Origin of the sequence: Micromonospora parva (assembly GCF_000718515.1) — a bacterium.
Classification (GTDB): domain Bacteria; phylum Actinomycetota; class Actinomycetes; order Mycobacteriales; family Micromonosporaceae; genus Micromonospora; species Micromonospora parva.
Window position 1 is genome coordinate 116,134 of sequence record NZ_JNZS01000003.1, and the last position, 20,962, is coordinate 137,095.

General features: G+C 70.0%; 18 protein-coding genes. 10 read left to right on the forward strand and 8 right to left on the reverse strand.

Annotated elements, in window-relative coordinates:
• The first annotated feature begins 62 nt into the window (after positions 1-62).
• The gene (locus IF22_RS0103745; RefSeq protein ID WP_030328410.1) at positions 63-1,316 is read left to right on the forward strand and encodes an iron-containing alcohol dehydrogenase; all 1,254 of its coding nucleotides are present in this window, start codon (positions 63-65) and stop codon (positions 1,314-1,316) included.
• 97 nt (positions 1,317-1,413) lie between these two features.
• On the opposite strand, the gene IF22_RS0103750 is transcribed toward IF22_RS0103745, so the two are convergent.
• Positions 1,414-2,022: a VOC family protein gene (locus IF22_RS0103750; protein ID WP_030328413.1), complete on the reverse strand. Its 609-nt coding sequence runs from the start codon at positions 2,020-2,022 to the stop codon at positions 1,414-1,416.
• A 113-nt stretch (positions 2,023-2,135) separates the two neighbouring features.
• The gene (locus IF22_RS0103755) at positions 2,136-2,492 is read right to left on the reverse strand and encodes a VOC family protein (RefSeq protein WP_030328415.1); all 357 of its coding nucleotides are present in this window, start codon (positions 2,490-2,492) and stop codon (positions 2,136-2,138) included.
• 146 nt (positions 2,493-2,638) lie between these two features.
• Between IF22_RS0103755 and IF22_RS0103760 the strand changes: the two genes are divergently transcribed.
• Positions 2,639-5,437 carry an ATP-binding protein gene (locus IF22_RS0103760; protein ID WP_245233511.1) on the forward strand — a complete coding sequence of 933 codons (2,799 nt, stop codon included), beginning with the start codon at positions 2,639-2,641 and terminating at the stop codon, positions 5,435-5,437.
• Between the two features lie 102 nt (positions 5,438-5,539).
• Here the strand turns inward: IF22_RS0103760 and IF22_RS0103765 are convergent, their stop codons facing one another.
• From IF22_RS0103765 to IF22_RS0103780, 4 genes are all read right to left on the reverse strand, one after another.
• Positions 5,540-5,767, reverse strand: coding sequence for a ferredoxin (locus IF22_RS0103765; protein WP_030328420.1), 228 nt, complete (start codon positions 5,765-5,767; stop codon positions 5,540-5,542).
• Positions 5,764-6,993 carry a cytochrome P450 gene (locus IF22_RS0103770; RefSeq protein WP_030328422.1) on the reverse strand — a complete coding sequence of 410 codons (1,230 nt, stop codon included), beginning with the start codon at positions 6,991-6,993 and terminating at the stop codon, positions 5,764-5,766. Before IF22_RS0103770 ends, IF22_RS0103765 begins: the two co-directional genes overlap by 4 nt.
• Positions 6,994-7,178: 185 nt before the next feature.
• Positions 7,179-7,808, reverse strand: a complete 630-nt coding sequence (locus tag IF22_RS0103775) for an NAD(P)-dependent oxidoreductase (RefSeq protein ID WP_030328423.1) — start codon at positions 7,806-7,808, stop codon at positions 7,179-7,181.
• Positions 7,805-8,752: an EamA family transporter gene (locus IF22_RS0103780; protein WP_051708155.1), complete on the reverse strand. Its 948-nt coding sequence runs from the start codon at positions 8,750-8,752 to the stop codon at positions 7,805-7,807. The genes IF22_RS0103775 and IF22_RS0103780 overlap by 4 nt, the downstream gene beginning before the upstream one ends.
• Before the next feature lie 79 nt (positions 8,753-8,831).
• On the opposite strand from IF22_RS0103780, the gene IF22_RS0103785 reads away from it, so the two are divergent.
• The gene (locus IF22_RS0103785) at positions 8,832-9,737 is read left to right on the forward strand and encodes a LysR family transcriptional regulator (RefSeq protein ID WP_051708156.1); all 906 of its coding nucleotides are present in this window, start codon (positions 8,832-8,834) and stop codon (positions 9,735-9,737) included.
• Between the two features lie 556 nt (positions 9,738-10,293).
• Here IF22_RS0103785 and IF22_RS0103795 read toward each other — a convergent pair.
• A complete protein-coding gene (locus IF22_RS0103795; RefSeq protein ID WP_030328428.1) occupies positions 10,294-10,677 on the reverse strand; it encodes a VOC family protein in 384 nt (127 codons plus the stop codon).
• A gap of 1,121 nt (positions 10,678-11,798) precedes the next feature.
• Between IF22_RS0103795 and IF22_RS0103800 the strand changes: the two genes are divergently transcribed.
• Genes IF22_RS0103800 through IF22_RS0103830 form a run of 7 tightly spaced genes read left to right on the forward strand, consistent with a single transcriptional unit; the run spans position 11,799 to position 19,419 of the window.
• Positions 11,799-12,974: an aminotransferase class I/II-fold pyridoxal phosphate-dependent enzyme gene (locus IF22_RS0103800; RefSeq protein WP_030328429.1), complete on the forward strand. Its 1,176-nt coding sequence runs from the start codon at positions 11,799-11,801 to the stop codon at positions 12,972-12,974.
• Entirely contained in the window at positions 12,971-13,957 is a 987-nt protein-coding gene (locus IF22_RS0103805; RefSeq protein ID WP_030328430.1) for a UbiA prenyltransferase family protein, read from the forward strand. The genes IF22_RS0103800 and IF22_RS0103805 overlap by 4 nt, the downstream gene beginning before the upstream one ends.
• 1 nt (position 13,958) lies before the next feature.
• The gene (locus IF22_RS0103810; RefSeq protein WP_030328431.1) at positions 13,959-15,008 is read left to right on the forward strand and encodes a thiamine-phosphate kinase; all 1,050 of its coding nucleotides are present in this window, start codon (positions 13,959-13,961) and stop codon (positions 15,006-15,008) included.
• Positions 15,008-16,003: an NAD-dependent epimerase/dehydratase family protein gene (locus IF22_RS0103815; RefSeq protein WP_030328432.1), complete on the forward strand. Its 996-nt coding sequence runs from the start codon at positions 15,008-15,010 to the stop codon at positions 16,001-16,003. Before IF22_RS0103810 ends, IF22_RS0103815 begins: the two co-directional genes overlap by 1 nt.
• Positions 15,990-16,910, forward strand: a complete 921-nt coding sequence (locus tag IF22_RS0103820; RefSeq protein ID WP_030328433.1) for a diacylglycerol/lipid kinase family protein — start codon at positions 15,990-15,992, stop codon at positions 16,908-16,910. Before IF22_RS0103815 ends, IF22_RS0103820 begins: the two co-directional genes overlap by 14 nt.
• A 20-nt stretch (positions 16,911-16,930) precedes the next feature.
• Entirely contained in the window at positions 16,931-18,244 is a 1,314-nt protein-coding gene (locus tag IF22_RS0103825) for a glycosyltransferase (RefSeq protein ID WP_209444477.1), read from the forward strand.
• The gene (locus IF22_RS0103830; RefSeq protein WP_051708157.1) at positions 18,241-19,419 is read left to right on the forward strand and encodes an acyltransferase family protein; all 1,179 of its coding nucleotides are present in this window, start codon (positions 18,241-18,243) and stop codon (positions 19,417-19,419) included. Before IF22_RS0103825 ends, IF22_RS0103830 begins: the two co-directional genes overlap by 4 nt.
• Positions 19,420-19,485: 66 nt before the next feature.
• Here IF22_RS0103830 and IF22_RS0103835 read toward each other — a convergent pair whose 3' ends face one another.
• On the reverse strand, positions 19,486-20,823 hold the full coding sequence (locus IF22_RS0103835) for a cytochrome P450 (RefSeq protein WP_051708158.1): 1,338 nt from the start codon (positions 20,821-20,823) through the stop codon (positions 19,486-19,488).
• Between the last annotated feature and the right edge of the window lie 139 nt (positions 20,824-20,962).

Here is a 20,962-nt window from a genome sequence, read left to right on the forward strand (position 1 = left end):
CGACCTGCCACCCCGGGCACCCGCCCCGCCCATCGCCGCCGACGTTCCGGAGAGGCACCGACATGCTTGAGACCGTCCGCGGACCACGCCAACTGATAGTGGGCGAAGGGGTCGCGCAGAACATCCCACGAGTGGTGGCCGAGAGTGGCTCGCGAGTCCTCGTCGTGACCGACCAGGTTCTTCTCCGGCAGCCGGGGGTGGCCGAGATCGTGGCCGCCGTGCGGGAGAAGGTCGAGGCCGTCGAGGTGTTCGCCGACGCGACTCCCGACGTGCCGCTGACCGATGTCGCACTCGCCGTCTCGGCCGCCGCCAAGGTGGACGCCGACGTGATCCTCGCCATCGGGGGCGGCACGGTGATCGACCTCGCCAAGATCGTCGGCGTCATCCGGTGCCACGGTGGGACGCCACGCGACTTCTACGGCGAGTCGAAGGTGCCGGGGCCGACGATCCCTCTCGTGGCTGTCCCGACGACGTCGGGCACCGGCTCGGAGCTCACCCCCGTCTCGGTGTTGACCGACCCGGACCGCGAACTGAAGGTGGGCGTCTCCAGCGTCCACATCGTGCCCGACTTCGCCATCGTCGACCCCGAACTCACCTACTCCTGCCCGGCGAGCGTCACCGCCCACTCGGGCATCGACGCGTTCTGCCACGCGGTGGAGAGCTACACCGCGCGGCCCCGCGCCCACGGACCGCGCGACCCGGTGGAGCAGGTCTTCCTCGGTCGTAACCCGGTCACCGACCACTACGCGCTGCTGGCCGCGGAACGGATCGCCCGTAGCCTGCGTCGTGCCGTCAGCAACGGAGGCGACACGGACGCCCGCGCGGACATGTCCTACGGGTCCATGCTCGCCGGGATCGCCTTCTCCCACGCGGGCAACGCGGCCCCGCACGCTCTCCAGTACCCCATCGGCGCGGCCACGCACACGCCGCACGGCCTGGGCGTCGGGCTGCTGCTGCCCTACGCGCTGGACGCGGCGAGGGACGCCATCGCCGACCGGTTGGCCGTCCTCGCCCGGGTGTGCGGGCTCGACGTCGCCGACGCCTCCGACGCCGAGGCCGCGGAGGTGTTCCTCACCTGGCTCGACGGGCTCCTTGCCGACATCGGCATCCCCCGCACCCTGGCCGACATCGGCGTGGCCCGCGCGGACCTGCCGCGCTTCGCGGAGATGGCCAGTGGCGTCACCCGGTTGATCCAGAACCATCCGGGCCCGACCGACACCGCCAGCCTGACCGCGATCCTCGAAGCGGCCTGGACCGGGGACCGGACCCGACACGTCCTGACCCCGAGCACAGCCAGCGACCTGCCTTTCCCCTGACGACGACCGTCCCGGGGGCCCGTACCGTCAGCCCCCGGCACACGTCGTGAGCAGCGCGGCGTCGGCGATTCCCGGCACGCCGACGTGGGCGGCGGTTTCATTCGCCGGCCTTCCACTCGAAACCGTCAGGGTCGGTGAAGGTTCCGGCGCCGCTGCTGCCGATGACGAGCCGGTGTGATCCGGTGCCGTCGGGCGAGACGCCCGCGTCCTTGGCGGCGGCACGACGGCCGTACAACGCCAGCTTGATGTTCGACGTGGCGAACTCGACGTACTTGCGGCCGAAGCTCTTGGCCACGGTGAGACCGTGGTCGACGTAGAACCGTTTGGTCGCGGCGACGTCGTCCACTCCCAGCAGGAGCACCATCTCGTCGATGTGCCGGTTGGCCGGTCCGGTGTCCTTCTTCGCCGATGTCGCGATCTTCCAGATCGTGCCGTACGGGTCACGCAGTACCCCGCCGTAGCCCCAGAAACTCTTCGCGGCCGGCTTCAGTGTCGTCGCTCCGCCGGCAAGGGCATCGCCGAAGAGGCTGTTGACGGTGCCCGGCTGGGACACCACGAGCGAGACGGCGAAGCCACGGAAACCGGTGGTGGGTGCGTCCGACGCGCCGACGCGCAGACGGGGACCGAGGCCGAAGGCCGCGGTGTAGAAGTCCTGGGCGGGCGCCGGGGCCGGCACTTCGAGCGTGACGGAATCGATGGTGAGCATGAGTGGTTCCTTTCGGGCTGTGCGGTTCTCGGTTGCCGGACCGCGAAGGAGTGAAGGCGGATCGGGGATCTGGCGGTGCTGATCGCGACGGCGGCTCGGACGAGCCCTGCCGCTCACCTGTCCTGAAGCAGTCCCAACAGGTTGCCGTCGGGATCGGCGACGGTAGCCACGAGGCGGCCGCCGCCGACATCGTGTGCCGCTTCGGTCACCGTGGCGCCGACGGCGCTCAGCTCGGCCAGCTTCGCTTCGATGTCCGTGACGTGCCAGTAGGTCAGGGGCGCGGTCAGGCCCTGCGGTCCACCGCCCGGCACCAGGCCGATGTGCTGGCCTGCCGCGTTGAAGCCGACGTAGTAGACCGATTCGTCCGTCGGCGGTACGCCGAGCAGCGCCTCGTACACCGCCGTGGCGCTGGCCAGATCCGACACCGGGTGCAGCACGGTCCGGATGCCCTGCGTGGACGAGTTCGCCATGGTCACTCCCTAGGTCGCGGGCCGCTGCCGGCCCGGTCGGTTGCGTGTCCACAGCATGTCCTCCGGCATGCCCGGCGCGGATCCGTGGCGACCACGGAGTCGACCACGGAACCGGCACACGGAGAGGCGTACGACAGAATGGGGTGGTGGTTGACGTCTCCCCTCGGGAAGCCGAGGTGCTTGCCCTGCTCGGAGACCATCTCAGCAACGCGGAGATCGGCGCACGACTCTTCATCTCGGTCCGTACCGTGGAGACACACGTCTCCTCGCTGCTGCGCAAGCTGGAGGTCCCGGATCGCCGTGCGCTCGCCCAGCGGGCGCGTGAGGTGGCCGGCGGTGGTGCCGCGCCCCAGGCGCCGGTTCTGCCGGCCCCGCTGACCTCGTTCGTCGGTCGGGTGAGCGAGCGAGCTGAGCTGAGCGAGCTGATCCGGGCTCACCGTCAGGTGAGTGCGGTCGGGCCGGGCGGAGTGGGCAAGACCCGCCTCGCGCTGGCGGTGGCCTCGCACGCAGGTGGTGACTACCCCGACGGTGTGTGGTTCGTCGATCTGGTTCCGGTCGCCGACCCCGACATGATCGCGGCTGCGGTCGCCGTGGCGCTCGGTCTGGGCGAGCAGCCCGGTCGGGACATGACCGAGTCCGTTCTCGCCGCGTTGGCCGACCGCCAGGCGTTGCTGGTGCTCGACAACTGCGAACACGTACTGGACGGGGTCGCGGTCCTTCTCGAGCGGCTCTTGGCGGCGTGTCCGGCAGTGACGGTGCTGGCTACCAGTCGGGCACGGCTCATGGTGCCGTTCGAGCGGGTGTATCCGGTGCCGCCGCTGTCGCTGGGTGTCGACGGCGAGTCGGACGCGGTCGCGTTGTTCATGCAACGGGCGGCAGCGGTGGGCTGGCCGCTGGATCCTCCGCTGCGCGACCAGGTCGCCTCGATCTGTGAGCGCCTCGACGGAATGGCGTTGGCGATCGAGTTGGCTGCCGCACGCTATCCGATGCTGGGTCTGGATGGCATCACCGCCGCCCTGTCCCATCCGCTCCGAATGCTCACCGGCGGTGCCCGTACCGATGACCGGCACCGGTCGGTGCGCGCCACACTGGACTGGAGCCACGCCCTGCTGGAGCCTGCCGACCGGGCGCTGCTGCGCCGGGTGTCGGTCTTCGTGGCGCCGTTCACCACTTCGGCGGCGGCGGAGGTGGCCGAGACGGAGGAGGGCATCGTCGCCGACGGGCTGGCCCGGCTCGCTGAACAGAGCCTGCTGGTGGTGAGGACGTTCCCTGGTGGAACCGAGTACCGGGCGCTGGAACCCATCCGCCAGTACGGGACGGAGCGGCTCGCCGAGGCCGGCGAGCTGGTGGAGTCCCGTCACCGGCACCTTCGCTGGTGTCTGGCCACTGCCGCTGACCTTGCGGTGGTGCGGGCGGATTGGCGTGCCCGGTTCGACCCGGTGGCGGACGAGCTTCGCGCCGCGCTGTCGTGGGCGGTCGACCGGCCGGAGCAACGCATGGACGCCTATCACCTTGCCCGCCAGCTGGCGGAGATGGCCTTCATTCGTAACCTGGTCGGCGAGTCTCAGCTGCGGTATGAGCAGGCGGCCGCGCTCGCTGTCGAGCCCGCTGCCGAGGCGTCGATGCTCCGGCACGCCGCTGCCGTGGCTGGATGCCGCATGCGCGGTGACGACATGCACCGTCTTTGGCAGGCGGCCGCGCAGGCCGCCCGCCGAGCGGGAGATGCCGCCGGTGCCGCCTCCGACCTGGCGACCGCTGCCACCAACACCTACCGGTTCTGGAGCAGGTTCGAACTACTTCCGCCGCCGGAGGAGTCGATCGCGCTCATCCGCGAGGCACGAGAGCTGGCCGGCGACGACCCGGCCGCCCAGGCCGCGGTGGCGCTGGCCGAGGCTGGGGTGCTCAGCGACGCGTTCGGCGCAGCCCAGGGCCCACCCGACAACGCGGTACCCGAGACGATCGCGCGCGCCGAGCGGGCCGTCACACTCGCACACCGAACGCGCGACCCGCTCGCCGAGGCCGCGGCGCTCGATGCGCTCACCGGTGCCCAGTGCTGGGCCGGCGAGACGTTCACCAGCGCAGCCACGGCGCGACGCCGGGTCGCGCTGCTCTCGTCCCTACCAGCTGCCCCGGCCAACACCCATGAACTGCTCGACGCCCTCGGCAACGCCACCGAGGCCAGCCTTGGCGCGGGCGATCTGCCAGCCGCCCGCCGATTGGCACGGCAGATCGCCGACCACCCGCTGCTCGTGGAGGTTGGTCATCGTGCCACCAGTTGGCTGCTGGTGGCCGACGCGCTCGCGGGTAACACCGACGACGTACTGGCCGGCAGTGTGCGGTTCCTCGACGCGTGGCAGCGGGCCGGCAGCCCCGCCAGGTCAGTCCTCGGTCCCGCGGCAGCCGGCGTTGCGATGATCCATGGTCTCCGTGACGATCGGGAGGCCCAGAGCGTCTGGACCGCGGTCCTGAAACAGCTCGGCGTCTCACACGAACAGACCTATGGCTACGGACCGGTCTTCGACGCGATGCTGCTGCTGCACCGGGGGCAGGCGCCAGAGGCGCTGGAACGGATGGCTCCCGAACCGGGCGACGTGTGGAAGTCAGTCACCTGGATCTGGTTGCACTGGTATGTCGCGCTGCGCGCCGAGGCCGCGGTGCTCGCCGGGGGCCCGGGCGCTCGTGACCATCTGGCCGAGGCCAGGACCGTCGTGGCCGGCAACGTCGTCGCGGAGGCCATGGTGCAACGAGCGGAAGCGCTGCTCGACGGCGATCAACAGGCGCTGCTCGCTGCGGCAGGTACGTTCGACGCCGCCGGCTGCCGATACCAGTCCGCACGGACCCTGGTGTTCGCCGGTGGCGGCCATGCCCGGCGGGGCGCGGCCATACTCGGCGACCTTGGGCTCGCCCCCATGGTCCCCTGCCGACTCCAGATCACCTCGACCTGAGCTTCCGCCGATCCGGTGCACCGCCATGACCGCCTCGTCGCTGGTCTGCCGGCCTCCACAGCTGCTCCGCTCATAGTGCGGACGGCCGGGCTCGACGTCGGGTCACTCCTGCGGTGCGATCAGCGTGTCGTCGGTGGCGTCGCGGACCGTGATCGCCTCCACCGGGCAGGAGTCGGCGGCGTCGAGGATGACCTCGGCCGGGGCGACGACGTCGGCAAGCGGCGCGGACTGGCCGCCGACCAGGCGGAAGTGCTCGGGTGCGGTACCGGCGCAGATGCTCGTGCCGATGCAGCGGCGCGAGTCCACCCCGATCCGCCAGGCGGCACTCACCAGGCCACCGGCATGCCGAGCAGGCCCCGGACCAACATGCCCCGCTTCCACTGCAACTCCTCCTCGGGTACGGCGAGCCGCAATCCGGGCAGGCGGGTCACGAGTGTGGCGACGGCGACCTGCAACTCCATGCGGGCCAGCTGCGCGCCGACGCAGTGGTGAACGCCGTGCCCGAAGCCCAGGTGCGGGTTCTGCTCGCGGCCGAGGTCCAGCCGGTCCGGGTCGGCGAAGACGGTAGCGTCCCGGTTCGCCGACGACAGTGAGCCGAGGACCGGCTCACCGGCCCGGACCAGCACCCCGCCGACCTCGACGTCCTCCTTGGCGTACCGGGCGAAGGAGGAACCGACGCCCAGCGGCACGTACCGCAACAACTCCTCGACCGCGGCCGGCACCAGCGACGGGTCGGCCCGTAGCCGAGCGAGCTGGTCCGGATTGTGCAGCAGGACGTACACGAAGTTGGGGATCTGGGTCACTGTGGTTTCGTGGCCGGCCGCGAGCAGCCCTCCGGCCAGCTCCACCAGCTCGGTCTCGCTGAGCCGATCCTCGTTCTCGTCGCGGGCGCGCACCAACGCGCCGAGCAGGTCGTCGATCCCCGGCTCGCGGCGGCGCTCGGCGACCAGATCACCGATGTAGCCCCAGAGATTGTTCAGGTACTCCTGGATCGTCTCCATGGGCAGCGAGGTGGTCGAGACGATCGCCTCGGACCAGGTGTGGAAGCGGTCGCGGTCGGAGTACGGGACGCCGAGCAGCTCGCAGATCACCTGGATCGGCAACGGTGTGGCGACGTGCTCCACCAGGTCGGCCGGAGGACCGAGGCGGACCATGTCGTCGACCAGCGTGTCGGCGATCTCCTGGGTGCGGGGGCGCAACGCCTCCACCCGGCGGGCCGTGAACGCCTTCGCCACCAACCGGCGCAGCCGAGTGTGATCGGGTGGGTCCATGGTCAGCATGCCGCTGTACTGCTGGCGCGGGGTGAGCCTGGGCTCGTCGCGCTGGACGGCCGGGGCGCGGCCGAACCGGACGTCGCCGAGGACCGTACGGACGTCCTCGTACCGGGTGGCGAGCCACGCCTCCTCACCGTAGGGGAGCTGCACCCGGGTCATCGGCTCGCTCTCGCGCAGCTGGCCGTAGGTCGGGTCGACGACGAGGCGGTCAGGAACGCTGAACGGGTACGCCCGCGCGGGTGGAACGGTTCGGCTCTCGGTGGTCGGCGCGCTCTCCGTCATCCGGATTCCCTTCGTCGAGGCGGCGTGATCCTCAGGCCGGCGCCGTGTGGTGGCGGCGCCGGACTGCCAGCGTCCAGAACCTCACGACAGCACACACATCAACGCTCGGTGACATGTCGATGTCGGATCGTAGCGATAGATGGGGATGATCGCCATGGCGGCCGGTCCGCGCCCGTACGGGGAACTCATCCCACGGTGAAGTGTTTGTCCCCGCCCGGGCTCTCGAGTTCGTCGAGGACGGCGACGGCAAGGTCCTCCGCCGAGATTCGGGACGCGCCGTCGGCACCGGTGATGAGCGTCGCGGTGCCCCGTCGGTACGTACCGGTGCGGGTTCCGGGTTCGAGGATGGCGGGCGGGCTCAGGTAGACCCAGTCGGCCCGGTGCGCCCGGCAGGCGTCGAGTTGCGCGATGCTGGCGGCGGCGATGCTTCGCCAGGCCCGCGGCACGTACTCCGGGCTGTCGAGGACGAGGCGGTCGGGATGCCCGGGGGTCCGCAGCGGGGCGGCACCGCCGACGACGACGATGCGCGTCCGGGCCGCCTCGGCCGCGTCGAGCAGCGTCGTGGTGGTCGCGGCGACGGTGTGTTCGTACCCGGGGGCGGGACGGATCGCCGCCACTATCGCGTCCGTGCCGTCGAAGAGGCGGCTGAGCCGGCCGGGATCGTCAGTGTCGCCGGCGACGGCGGTCACGCCGCGCGGCAGTGCCGCCGGCCTCCGCCTTCGGAAGATGGCGATCGGGTCGTGTCCCCTGCGTGCGGCCTCGTCGACGACGCGCGAACCGACCATTCCGGCGGCTCCGACCACGGCGATCTTCATCGAGTTGCCCCTTCCGGTACGAGTTGGGCGCCCGGGTGGCGCGGGCGGGTCGGCGCGGGTAGCTGCCCCGCGACGATTGCGGCCAGTGCGAGCCCGAAGCCGAGAAGCTCGATCGGGCCGAGCGTCTGATCGAGCAGGACGGCACCGAGCAGTGCGGCGACCAGCGGCGACAGCAGACCGAGGACGGCGACGGAGGTCACCGGCAGCGCGATGACGCCACGGAACCACAGCACATACGCGCACAGGCCGCCGACCAGGCCCAGCCAGAGGTAGCCGAGAACAGCGGGCGGGTCGATCGCTGGTGGTGGTCCTTCGACGAGGAAGGTGACGGGCACCAGGAAGAGACCGCCCGCGCTGAGCTGCCAACCGGCGAAGGCCATCGGGCTCACCCCGGCGGGACGTTGCCAACGCTTGGTGAGGGTCACCCCGAGCGCCATCGTGGCCGCGCCGAGGAGACCGGCCACGATCCCCACGGCGTCGAACGTGGCATTCGGTCCGATCACCACCAGGCCGACGCCCAGCACCCCGGTGACGCCCCAGACGGCACGCCAGACGGAGAACCCCTCCCGCAGGAGCGTCGCGGCCAGGACGGCGACGACGAGCGGCTGCACCGCCCCCAGGGTCGCCGCGACGCCTCCCGGCAGCCGCTCGGCCGCGACGAAGAGCAGCGGGAAGAAGAGCCCGATGTTCAGTACGCCGAGCGTCGCCGCTTTCCCCCACCACGCGCCGCTCGGCAGCGTACGGGCGAACGCCAGCGCCACCAGTCCGGCGGGCAACGCGCGCAGGAGTCCGGCGAACAACGGGTGGCCGGGCGGAAGAAGCTCGGTGGTGACGACGTAGGTGGTGCCCCACGCCAGCGGCGCGAGCGCGGTCAGTGCGGTACGCGGCAGGTTGTTGGAGAAGCCGGCTCCGCCGACGGGTCTCTCCGCTCCGGAACGTGTCATGTCAGAAGTCTCGTCGCGCGCTCATTGATGAGTCCAATGCATGTTTGTCATCCGACCGATCTACAGAGAAGATGGATCGGTGGAGCTTCACCAACTGCGCTACGTCCTCGCCGTGGCCGAGACGAGCAGTTTCACCAGGGCCGCCGAACGGTGCCTGGTCGTCCAGTCCGCGTTGAGTCACCAGATCGCGCGGCTGGAACGGGAACTCGGTGCGCGGCTCTTCGAGCGGACCAGCCGCCGGGTGCGGCTGACCCCGGCGGGCGCGGCGTTCCTCCCCGCCGCCCGCCAGTGTCTGGACGCCGCCGAACGCGCGGCCGCCGAGGTCGCGGCGGCGGTGGGAGAGGTACGGGGACGACTGAGGGTGGGTCTGATCCCCACGGTTGCGGCCGTCGACATTCCGGCCACCCTCCGCGCGTTCCGCCAGCGGTACCCGTACGTTCGCGTCGGCCTCCGTGTCGGCGGGAGCGACGCACTCGTGGAGCAGGTCAGGCAGGGCGTCATCGACGTGGCGTTCCTGGGGCTGCCGGAAACGGTGCAACCAAAGGGCGTCGACGTGCACGAATTGGCCCGGGACCGGCTCGTCGCCGTGGTCGCCCCGGACCATCCGCTCGCGGAGGAACCGGCAGTCGACCTCGACCGGCTCGCCGCCGAGGTCTTCGTCGACTTTCCGGTGGGCAGCGCCGGGCGGGCCCAGACCGATCAGGCGTTCTCCGCCGCCGGCCTCGCCCGCGACGTCGCGTTCGAAGTGACCGCCGCCGACCTGATGGCCGACCTCGTCGCTGCCGGTCTCGGCGTCGCCATGCTCCCCTCCGCCTACGTGCCACGACTCAATGGCGTGACCACCATTGCGGTCGCCGACGCGCCGGCCCGGGTCGAGCACCTCGTCTGGAGTCGCCTGGGCCGGACCCCTGCGGTAAACGCCTTTCTCGCTGTTCTGAAGATCCCGGGCGGGGCACACCCGGAGCGGCAGCGACCCGGCCGGTAATCACGACCCTGGCGGACGTGCCCGGCGACTGGCGGTGAATATGTGGCGGACAGGTCGTCCCTGGCGATGATCGAGCGGGGACGCGTCGTCACCATCTCCTCGATCGTCGCCGCAATGGGCTTCCACCGCTTGATCGCGCACCGGGTGACGACTCCCGGGCGGGAGGTATTCACTCATTAGCTGGCCCACGACGTGGGACCACGCGGCCTGACGAGGAGCGCAGTGGTACCAAAATGACCAGCGCCTTCGCGTGGCACACGCCCGGAACGCATTAATGGGCGACGTCGATCGGTTGCGTCGGAGGTATTGACGAAATGACGGCGACCGTCGCCTACCTACTCCCCCAAACCGCAGCGGGCCCACCAGGTGGATGGCGATTCCCCCAGCAGATTCGCGGCGCAATCAGATCCCTGCGACTGTTACGAACAGCACGAGAGGTGGGCCGCGTCGGTTCAGGTGGCCGCCCGCCGAGAAATGCGCAGAACAGTTCCTTCGCTCGGCCCGGACCTCACGGTGCTGTGCATTAACGACGCCGCGATAAAATCGTGGTCCGCGCCTACTCCCACGCCTGGGAAAGAGACTCGAAGGTCTCCGGATCAGTGTGACACGGAATTACGCAGACGAGATGGCCACCCGGGGCCCGCAGGGTTACGCACTCCAGCCAGCGACCGACCTCGACGGCGCCGTGGGCGATCAGTCGGCGGGCCTCCGCCTCGACGTCGTCGGTCTCGATGTCGACGTGGTAGCGAGCCTGGTCATCCACTGCCTGCACCGCCAGCACCAGCCCGGGCAGTGCGCCGTGCAGGGAGGTGAACTGCTGCTCGTCGGGGACCGTACGGGCAGGCACGCCGAGGGCCTCCGACCAGAAGGCGGCAGCTGCCGGTGCCTCACCTCGGGGTACGTCAATCAGGATCGTCGAGAGTCTGCTGCGATGCGCCACGATCAATCATTATCCACATCCATGCGGAGATTCGCCGCCATCGCATGACGGCCAAATGGGGCAAAGAGGAGCCGTCGCGACCGCCCCGACCAGGTCAGGAAGCAAGCGAACCAGCTCAATGCCGTCCATGCCGGATTCGACGACCCGCGGCAGCCGGTCGCCGCCAGCGACTACCCGTAGTAACCGTCGATCCGTAGCGGCACTGGCGCACAGCGGCGACGCCTCGCGGTGGGCCGCCACTTTCACTGACGCCTATTCGTTGATCTTGCCCAACGGGCGGAGATGGCGCTCGATCCCGCCCACTCGCTTGTCACCTGGCGCAATACTCCCGCAAGGCAGCTGAGGCGCGGTGTCCGGGCGGATCCGACGACCACATTGGGCTGGACGTGCGCTGCGGATCCGGCGTAGCATCCTGCTCCAGAGAGATCGTCAAGCGATCGCCGCTGGTGAATGCAGCCAGCGGATCGGGGGGAGTAATGAACTATGCGCTGCCGCTGCAATACCACTTTTCCTGCGCTGCCATAGCGCCACATCCCTGGATTCTTGCCACTGCGCCAGAGGAATGCGGCGAAACACGATGACAAGGCCAGTGCCGACCTTCACGAGCCTATTGGCGTGATGTCGGCTGGTGCGCGCCAGCCTCGGACCGCACTGCAGGCCGCGACGGCCCGGCAGGCATTCCCGCCTTCACGGCGGTCGGACGGCGATACCAGCAACGCCGCCGGCATCGCACCCGGCGGCGTGTCCAAGGCCGGGAGCCCGCGTCGGTTCCGTCGCTCGTCGGGCCGGCCGGCCGGGCCAGGCGCATCAGCAGCACCTTCGACCGTCTTCTGCACACACGTCGCCCTCACTCCGCCGGGGACGAGGAACGCCCTCGCGCTGCGGTTCACCGAGCCGCGCCGCGGCGTCCCCGCGCTGGCTCAGCCTGCGAGCCGGCGGCACCAGCGGGTGTGAGACGACCGGCCACCTCCCTCCGCACAGTGGCTACGTGCTGGCCGATCCCGATCGCCGGCGCGCCACTGTCCGGAGCGATTGTGCCGACTACTGGAGCAGCAGGTCCGTTGAACGGCCCGATGCACACGGGGCACCAGATGAGAGGGGTTTCGCGAACCGTGGTGACAGTGGATATCTTCGGTCGCTGCCAGTCATACACCGAGAGCCAGGAGGCTCGCGCAGCCAACGTTTACCCGTACTTCATTCCCTTCGAGGGGCACGACGCGACAGTCGCGCAGACACTCGACGGCGACATCCTCATGTGCGGCTCGAACAACTACCTCGGGCTGACCTCCGACCCGCGCGTGAAGGCCGCGGCGCAGGCGGCGATCGAGGAGTACGGCACATCGCGCACGGGCTCGCGCCTGCTCAACGGCAACACGCCGCTGCACGACGCACTGGAGCAGGAGCTGGCCGACTTCCTCGGTATGCCGGCGGCACTGGTGTTTCCGACCGGCTACCAGGCGAACGTCGGCGTCATCGCATCCCTGCTGTCGCGTCACGACGTGGTCATCCTCGACCGTGAGGCGCACGCCTCGGTCTACGACGGCTGCGGCATGAGCCGGGCCAAGACGCGACGGTTCGCCCACAACGACATGGACGACCTGGAGCGGCAGTTGGCAGCCAGCCCCTCGGACGCCGGCCGGCTGGTCGTCGTGGACGGGGTGTACTCGATGGCCGGCGACCTGTGCCCGTTGACCGAGGTCGTACGGCTGTGCCGGCAGTACGGGGCCCGCCTGCTCGTCGACGACGCACACGGCATCGGCGTACTGGCCGACGGCCGGGGCACCAGCGCGCACTTCGGCGTCACCGACCAGGTCGACCTCATCACCGTCACCTTCAGCAAGTCGCTGGCGTCGATCGGCGGTGCCGTGGCCGGCCCGGCGGATGTGATCGAGTACCTGCGCCACCACGCGCGCAGCCTCATCTTCAGCGCGTCCGCCCCGCCGGCCAGCCTGGCCGCCGCGTACGCCGCGCTGCGCATCCTGAAGGCGGAGCCGGGGCTGTGCCAGCAGGCGGTGGAGAACGCGTCGTACGTGCGTCGCGAGCTGATGGCCCTTGGCTACGACCCGGTCCCGAGCGAAACGCCGATCGTGTCGGTACGGCTCGACGGCGTACCGCAGACCCTGCTCGCGTGGCGCAACCTGCTGGACCGGGGCGTCTACGTCAACGCGGTCATCCCCCCGGCCGCCTCGCCCCGGCTGCGAGCGAGCTTCTCCACCACGCACACACCGGAGCAGCTCAAGCGCGTCGTCGCCGCGTTCGCCGAGGTCGGCGACCTGATGTCAGTGGAGGACCAATGACCGTCAACCAGCTCGAACCCGCAGTCAGGACCTGGGACCTGGTGGTTGCCTGGGCGCGGATGTGGCGCCTGCACTTCGTGCCCTTCTCGCTGTCGGCAGGTCTGGTCGGCATGACCGCACCGCCGGCCGGGGCCAACGCCGCGAGCATCGTGATCGGGCTGCTGTTCTGCACCCTGGGATACGGCGTCGGCGTGGTCATCAACGACTGGTTCGACCGCGAGGCCGACGCGGTCAACGCTCCGGACCGTCCGTTCGTCACCGGGCTGATCAACCCCCACATCGGCTTGGCGTTGACGCTCACGCTGTCCGCTGCGCTGATGGTGGTGGCGATCGTGGTCGCACCGACGCTGGCGCTGTGGAGCGTCATCGCGATCGGCGGGCACCTGGTCTACTCGTGGACCAAGCGCATCCCCATGCTGGGCAATCTCGTCAACGGCGTCGACATGGCGCTGTTCACGGTGCTCGGCGCCGTGGCCGTCCGACCCGACGCGGGATGGCTCGAGATCCCGGCGGTGACGTGGTTCCAGACGGCACTGGTCGCTGTCACGTTCAGCGGCTTCTGCCTCGTCGGGTACTTCAAGGACATCGAGGGCGACCGGGTCGCCGGCTACCGCACGCTGCCGGTGGCCATCGGCACCAGGGCCTCCAGCCGGATTGCCGTGATATTTCCGGTCGTGGCGGTGATAGCGGCGGGCACCGCCGCCGTGGCGGAGGCCGACAGCGCGAGTGCCTACGCCGAGATCGTCTGCTGGGTGCTGCTCATCGCGTCCGCGCTCGGGTTCACGCAGAGCCTCGTGACAATCAACCGGGCGCCAGAGACCCGGGCGTACGAGGCACTGGTCTGGTTCATCAGGGCGACCACACTGTTCTTCCTGTCGCTCGGCGCGCTGCACCGACCGACGCTCTTCCTCATCGTCGGCGTTCCGATGATGGTCTACCTGGAGCTGACGCTGCGGGCGACCCAGTCCTCCCGGCAGGCGTGACATGACCTCCACCGCCCGCGAACGGTTGCCGCTGAGCGCGGCCGAGAGCAGCCTGATCATGGCGATCCGCGAGCGCATGACCCGGTCGCCACGGCAACTCAACAACGCCTTCGAGGCCGACGCCGAACTCCTCGACCTGGGCGCCGCCGGGCTCCTGGCGGTCACCGTCGACACCTTGAACGACGGAGCCGAACTGGCCACCGCCACCACGCCGTACGCGAAGGGCTGGTTGACCACCACCGTCAGCGTGAGCGACCTCGCCGCGGTGGCCGCCGACCCGGTCGCCGTGCTGATCTCCTGCTCGCTGCGCCCGGACAGCTGGACCCTCGAGGAGGCCCGTGAATTCGGGCGCGGCGCATCCGAGGCCGCCGAGCGGTACGGCTGTCACATCGTGGGTGGCGACACCAACTGGGCCAACGAGGAGAGCTTCACCTCGTGCGCCCTGGGAACCGTCCCTCGCGAATCCATCCTGAACCGGATGGGTGCCCGGCCCGGCGACGCGCTGTACGTGACCGGCCCGATCGGAGCCGGCAACGCGGTCGGGTTCCGCGCGCTGGCACTGGGCGGTACGGGCGCGGGCGAACCGTGGCTACCTGAGGCGCGGGTGACCGCGTGCGAACCGCTGCGCCGCTACGCCCGGGCGTGCATCGACACCAGCGACGGTCTGTTGAGCGCGGCGGTCAGCCTCGCCGAGGTCAACGGGCTGGGGGCCGAGGTGATGCTGCACGACGAGGTGTACGCGCCGATCGTCTCCGCCGTCGCCGACTCGGCGGGCCTCCCCCGGTGGTGTTCGGCTGCCGCCGAGTGGGGTGAGTTCGAGCTGCTGTACGCGATCGATCCCGCCGACGCCCAGGCGTGCTCCCAGGCGCTCACGCAACAGGGACTGCGTCCGTTTCATGTCGGACACCTCGTCGCCGGTCCGGAGCTGCTGATGGTCGACGAGTCAGGCCAGCGCCGTGAACTGCGAAACCTGCTGACGCGCATGCGCGCACTCGACCCGGCCGGGTCGCTGCTCACCGACCTGCGGGCCCTGCTGGCGGAGGGTTCGTGATGGGGTCGGGTCTCGCTCTGGTGACCGGCGTCACCGGCTGCGTCGGCCGCGCGGTCGCCGCAGCCCTGCGGGAACAGGGCTGGTCGGTACGCGGGCTGGTGCGGGCACCCGCGCCGGACGACGCGACGTACTCGGCCCACCGTGGTGACCTGACCGACCCGGAGTCGCTGCGCGGCTCCTGCACGGACGTCGACCTGGTGGTGCACGCGGCCGCCGATCTGACCGACTGGCGACCCGGCCCACGCATCTGGCAGGTGAACCGGGACGGCACCCGGGCGGTGCTGGACGAGGCGCGGCGCTGCGGCGTCTCCCGATTCGTCTACCTGAGCACCGTCGACGTCTTCGGTTTCCACGCCAGGAAGGTCATCGACGAGGCGTCGCCACGGCGGGTGCCGCGCTACCCGTACCCGCTGTCGAAAGCTGCCGGCGAAGACCTGGCGTGGTCGTACCACGGGAATGGTCTCGATGTCACTGTGGTGTACCCCGCCTGGGTCTTCGGCCCCGGCGACCGCACCTTCCTGCCCGAGCTCGTGCGCGGGCTGCGCGCCAACCAGCTCGTCCAGTTCGACCGTGGGCTACCGCCGATCGAGTTGACGTACAGCGCGAACCTGGCCGACGCGATCGTGCTGGCCGGCACCACTGCCAGCTGCGCCGGCGGCCGGTTCATCGTCGGTGACTCGTACGGCCTGACGTTGGGGCAGCTGTTCGCCTCGGTGGCCGAACGGATCGGGGCACGGCCGCCGACCACCTCGGTCCCCTTCGGCGCTGCCCTGGCCGCGGGGGCCGTGTCCGAACTCGCCGGGATGGCCGGCATCGGCATCAGATCCGGCCGGCCGCTGCTCACCCGTTACGCGGTTCGGTCCGTCGCCGGAGGCATGCGGTACGACGTCGGCCGGATCCGGTCGATCGGCTATTCACCCCGGTACGGCTTCGAGGAGGCGCTGAGCCTCGCCATGGCGGAACTGGAATTGGAGCAGGCGCATGGCAGCCGATGAGAACGACCCGGTCGTCTGCATCACCAACCCCGCGTCCGGTGTCCAGCGCAGGGACACCATCATGCGGCGGATCGCCACGGAACTGCCCGAGGCGCGGTGCTGGTCCACGCGCTATCCCGGGCACGGCATCGCCCTCGGGCGGCAGGCGGTCGAGGACGGGTACGCCACAGTGGTGGCGATCGGCGGCGACGGCACGCTGTCCGAGGTGGCCAACGGGGTGCTGGAGGCGGGCGGGGAGAAGGTGCGGCTGGCGTACGTGCCGGCTGGCACCTGCAACGACTTCGCTCGTGGCCTGCGGCCGGTCACCGACCTCGGTGACCTGCTCGACCGCACCCGCGACCGGGAGACCGACGTCGGAACGGTGACCTTCACCCGGCCCGACGGCACCCGGGACCAGCGGTACTTCCTGGTCAGCTGCACGGTCGGGCTGATCAGCGTGATCGGCCAGCGGTTCACCGAGAAGACACCTGTCAACCGGGTGCTCAAGCGACTCAACCTCCAGCTCGCCGAGACGGCGTCGAGCATCCGGACGCTGGCCCGCTGGCGGCCGGTGGCGGTGCGGTTGGAACTCGACGGCGAACCGTCGCACCAGAGCATCAGCAATCTCGCCGTGCTCAAGGTGCCGTACTTCGCCGGTGGGCTGACCTTCGGCCGCACGCAACCCCCGCCAGCGGGCTACCTGGACGCGGTGCGGGTGTCGGGTGTCGGCCGCCTCGGCGTGGCCGGGCTGATGTGGCAGGTGTTCCGCGGGGCCGCAGCGGGACATCCGGCGATCCACCGGCAGGAGGTCCGCACCGTGTGCGTCGACGCGGACAGCCCGCTGCCGGTAGAGGTCGACGGCGAGATCGTCGGATACACCCCGGCCGAGTTTTCGATACATCCGTCCTGCCTGACGACGGTGGTATGAACCCAGCGAGGGAGCGACACGTGAGTGCCCCGACCATGTTCCACATCGGACTCGTGGTTCCCGACTACACCGGCCAACTCAGCCCGATGGCCACGCTCGGCAGAGAACTGCTCCGGCGGGGCCACCGGGTCACCCTGATCTCCCTGCCGGACGCCGGAACGAAGTCGTTCACGGCCAGGTTCGCCTTCGCACCGATCGGCGAGCGCGAGTTTCCGGTGGGCTCACTGGCGCGCTTCTCCGAGGAGCAGGGTCGGCTGACCGGCCTGGCCGCGGTGCGTTTCATCGTCCGAGGGTACGTGCGCGAGGTCGAGGTTCTGCTGCGGGACCTGCCGGTCCTGGTGCAGCGGCACGGCATCGACGCGCTGCTGGTGGACCAGGTCTACGGCGCCGGCAACACCGTCGGGGACCACCTCGACATTCCGGTCGTGAACGTGTGCAACGCGCTGGCGCTGAACACCGAGCCCGGTGTGCCGCCGTTCATGACGGCGTGGCCGTACCATCCCTCGCCGCTCGCGCGGGTGCGCAACATGGTGGGCGACCAGGTGATTGCCTGGGTCATCCGGCCGGTGCTGCAACGGATCAACGACCGTCGTGCCGCGTGGGGCCTGCCGCTGATCAAAAGTGTGAACGACGGCTCGGATCTGGCCCAGATCACCCAACAACCGCCGTTCTTCGACTTCCCCCGCACCCGCCTGCCGGACTCGTTCCACTACACCGGGCCGTTCCACGACGAGGACAGCACCGAGCCGGTGTCGTTCCCGTGGGAGCAGCTCGACGACCGCCCGTTGATCTACGCGTCGATGGGCACCCTCCAGAACCGCCTCCCGCACATATTCGAGGCGATCGCCACGGCCTGTGCCGGACTCGACGCGCAACTGGTCATCTCCCTCGGCAGCACCGACGTCGAACCCCCGACCGGCCTTGCCGGAAACCCGATAGTGGTCCGGTACGCGCCCCAGCTCGATCTGCTGGCACGGGCGTCTCTCGTCATCACGCACGCCGGCATCAACACCACACTGGAAGCGCTCGCCCATGGCGTGCCGATGGTCGCGCTGCCCGTGGGCAACGACCAACCGGGCGTGGCCGCCCGACTCACGTACCTCGGCGCCGGCGAGTTCATCCCGGTGCACAAGGTGACTCCGGCGCGGCTGCGGGCGGCCATCGACACGGTGAGCGGCGACCCCGCCTACCGGGCGAAGGCGCAGCACTACAAGCGCCGGATCGCGGAGTTGGACGGCGTACGACGGGCGGCCGACATCGCCGAGGAGGCGTTCCGGACACGCCGGCCGGTACGCCGAGAGATGTCCGAAACGACGGAAGGTGGCCGCCGATGACCCCGCAGGCGGGACGGATGGCCCGGCAACTGCCGACCCTCAACGGTCTGCGGGGGCTCGCCGCGGTCACTGTCTTCTTCTCGCACACGACGTTGTTCGGCTTCTTCGCCGACGAGCGGATCGACGACTGGTGGTACCTCGTTCTCAGCCGTACCGGCTCCGCCGCGCTCGGCTTCTTCTTCATCCTCAGCGGTTTCGTCCTGACCTGGTCGGCTCCCGACCACGAGCCGAATCGCCGGTTCTGGCGCCGCCGGGCCGCCCGGATCCTGCCGAACCACCTGGTCGTCTGCGCCGTGTTCATCCTCCTACTGATCCTGGTACGGGGCGGCGCGCCGCTGTGGCCGACGGTGGCGAACCTGGCCTTGGTGCAGAGCTGGATCCCGAACGAGTTCATCTTCAACGGGGTCAACCCGCCGAGCTGGTCGCTGAGTTGTGAAATCTTCTTCTACGCGTCGTTCCCGTGGGTGCTCGCCGGCATCCGACGGCTCAACGCCACCTGGCTCTGGTCGCTCGCGGGTGGCATCGTCGCCGCGATACTCGTCGCGCCCGCCTTCTCCCTGGCGTTTCTTCCGGCCGAGCCGACGTACACCTACGCGGACGCGGCATTTCCGCAGTTCTGGTTCGTCCAACAGTTTCCGATGATCCGGATGCTGGACTTCGTCCTCGGAATCGTCATCGCCCAGCTCGTCATGCGGGGGCTGTGGATCAGACTGAGCCTTCCCGGCGCCGCACTTGTCACGCTGGCCTTCTACGGCCTCTCCGAGGTCGTTCCGCTGCTCTACTCGGTCGTCGCGGCGATGGTCATCCCGCTCGCGTTGCTGGTGGCCGCTGCGGCCCGGGCGGACGTCGAGGGCCACCGCTCACCGCTGCGCGGGCGGGTCACCGGCTGGCTGGGCGACACGTCCTTCGCCTTCTACCTCCTGCACATCCTGGTGTTGTACGGCGCCGCCAACATGGCTCCGAACGGCTTCGGCGTCGCCGCCGCGCTCGGCGTGATGATCGGTGCCTACCTGGTGACCCTCGGCCTGGCCTCGCTGCTTCACGTCGGCGTGGAACGGCCGATGATGCGCCGGTTCGCCAAGCCCCGCAAACCGGCGGCTGCCCCTGCGGCCGCCGCGACGCCGGCCGCTGAACCGCTGCCCGTCGCGACGGGTGACGGGACGCGGGTCACGTAGCGACAGTCGGACCCGGAACCGAACGGCGCCCTGGCTGATCCGGTCCGGATCAGCCAGGGCATCAGGTCACCTGACGGTCAGCGTGGCCCGGACCGCGCCGGCCGGACGCAGCGTGACCATTGGTACGACCTCCAGCCGCTCGCCACGCGTGTCGACCCGGTATCGGGTGAGCAACGCGCTCAGCAGGACGGTCATCTCCAGCAGCGCGAAGTGTTCGCCGATGCAACTGCGCGGGCCGCCACCGAATGGGAAGTAGGCGTAGCGCGGTCGGTCCTGCTGCCCGAGGAACCGGTCCGGCGCGAAGCGCTCCGGGTCGGGCCAGAATTCCGGATGCCGGTGCGTGACCCAGGGGGCGACCACCACCTTGGTATTGGCCGGAATGCGGTGTCCGGAAACCACGACGTCGGTTTCGGCCATCCGCTCCATGCTGTACACGGGCGGGTACAGCCGCATGCCTTCCATGATCGCGGCCCGCACCAGCTCCTGGTCGCCGGTGCCGGCCGCTGCCGCGACCCGTTCCTGCACCTCCTGGTGCTGACCCAGCAGATGCATGGTGAAGGCCAACCCGGCCGAGGTCGTCTCGTGCCCGGCGAGCAGGAACACGAGCATCTGGTCGCGGATCTCCTCCATGGACAGGGTCTGCCCGGTCTCCGGATCCTTGGCCGCGAACAGCCGGCTGAGCATGTCCTCGGTCTCCTCGCCGCCGGTTCGCTGCCGGGCGGCGATGATGCGGTCGATGATGTCGTACTGGGTCGCGCGGACCTGCGTGATCCGGCGCGATCGTGGAGTCGGCCAGCTCAGCGGCAGCTTGACGACCTGTAGGGCGCGTGCCAGCGCCAGGTCGCCAAGGATGGGCATGAGCTCCTGTAGCCGGGGAACGACCTCGTCGATGTCGTCACCGAACAGCGCCCGGCCGACCACCCGCATCGTGTAGCGCTGCATGACCTGGTAGAGGTCCACGACGGACCCGGCGGTGACCGCCATGTCGTCGACGACGCGGGCCGCCTCCTCGGCCATCAGCTCGGTGTAGCGGGCCACCCGGCGCGGCGTGAACAGCGGTTGCAGCGTCCGCCGCTGATGCAGCCAGCGGTCTCCGTCGCTGGTCAGCAGGCCCTCACCGATGAACTCCCGAAGGATTTCGTACGCGCTCGCGCGACGGCTGAAGACCTGGGGCGTGGTGAGGACCTGGTGGATGCCGTCCGGGTGGTGCACGTTCACCACGTCGACGCTGACGGCGCGTGGCCCCCGTGGCAGCCCGACGTGGTAGGCCACCACGTCGCCGTACCTGTGGAAGCCGTTCAGGATCGATCCCAGCAGGTCCTGGCGGAGTTCCGGCAACATGCCGAGGAGCGGATGACCGGTCGGACCCGGTAGGGCGGTGGCCTTGGACAACTGTGTCGTCACGGTGATCCCCGTTCAGTCGATCGACGGACGTCGACTATATTTCCACGCGCCGTACCCCTTTTTCAGCACAGAATCCCGGCAGCCGGCAGCGATGGTTGCCACTGTCGCCGTCGCCAGCAGGCAAGAGGTCGGCACCAAC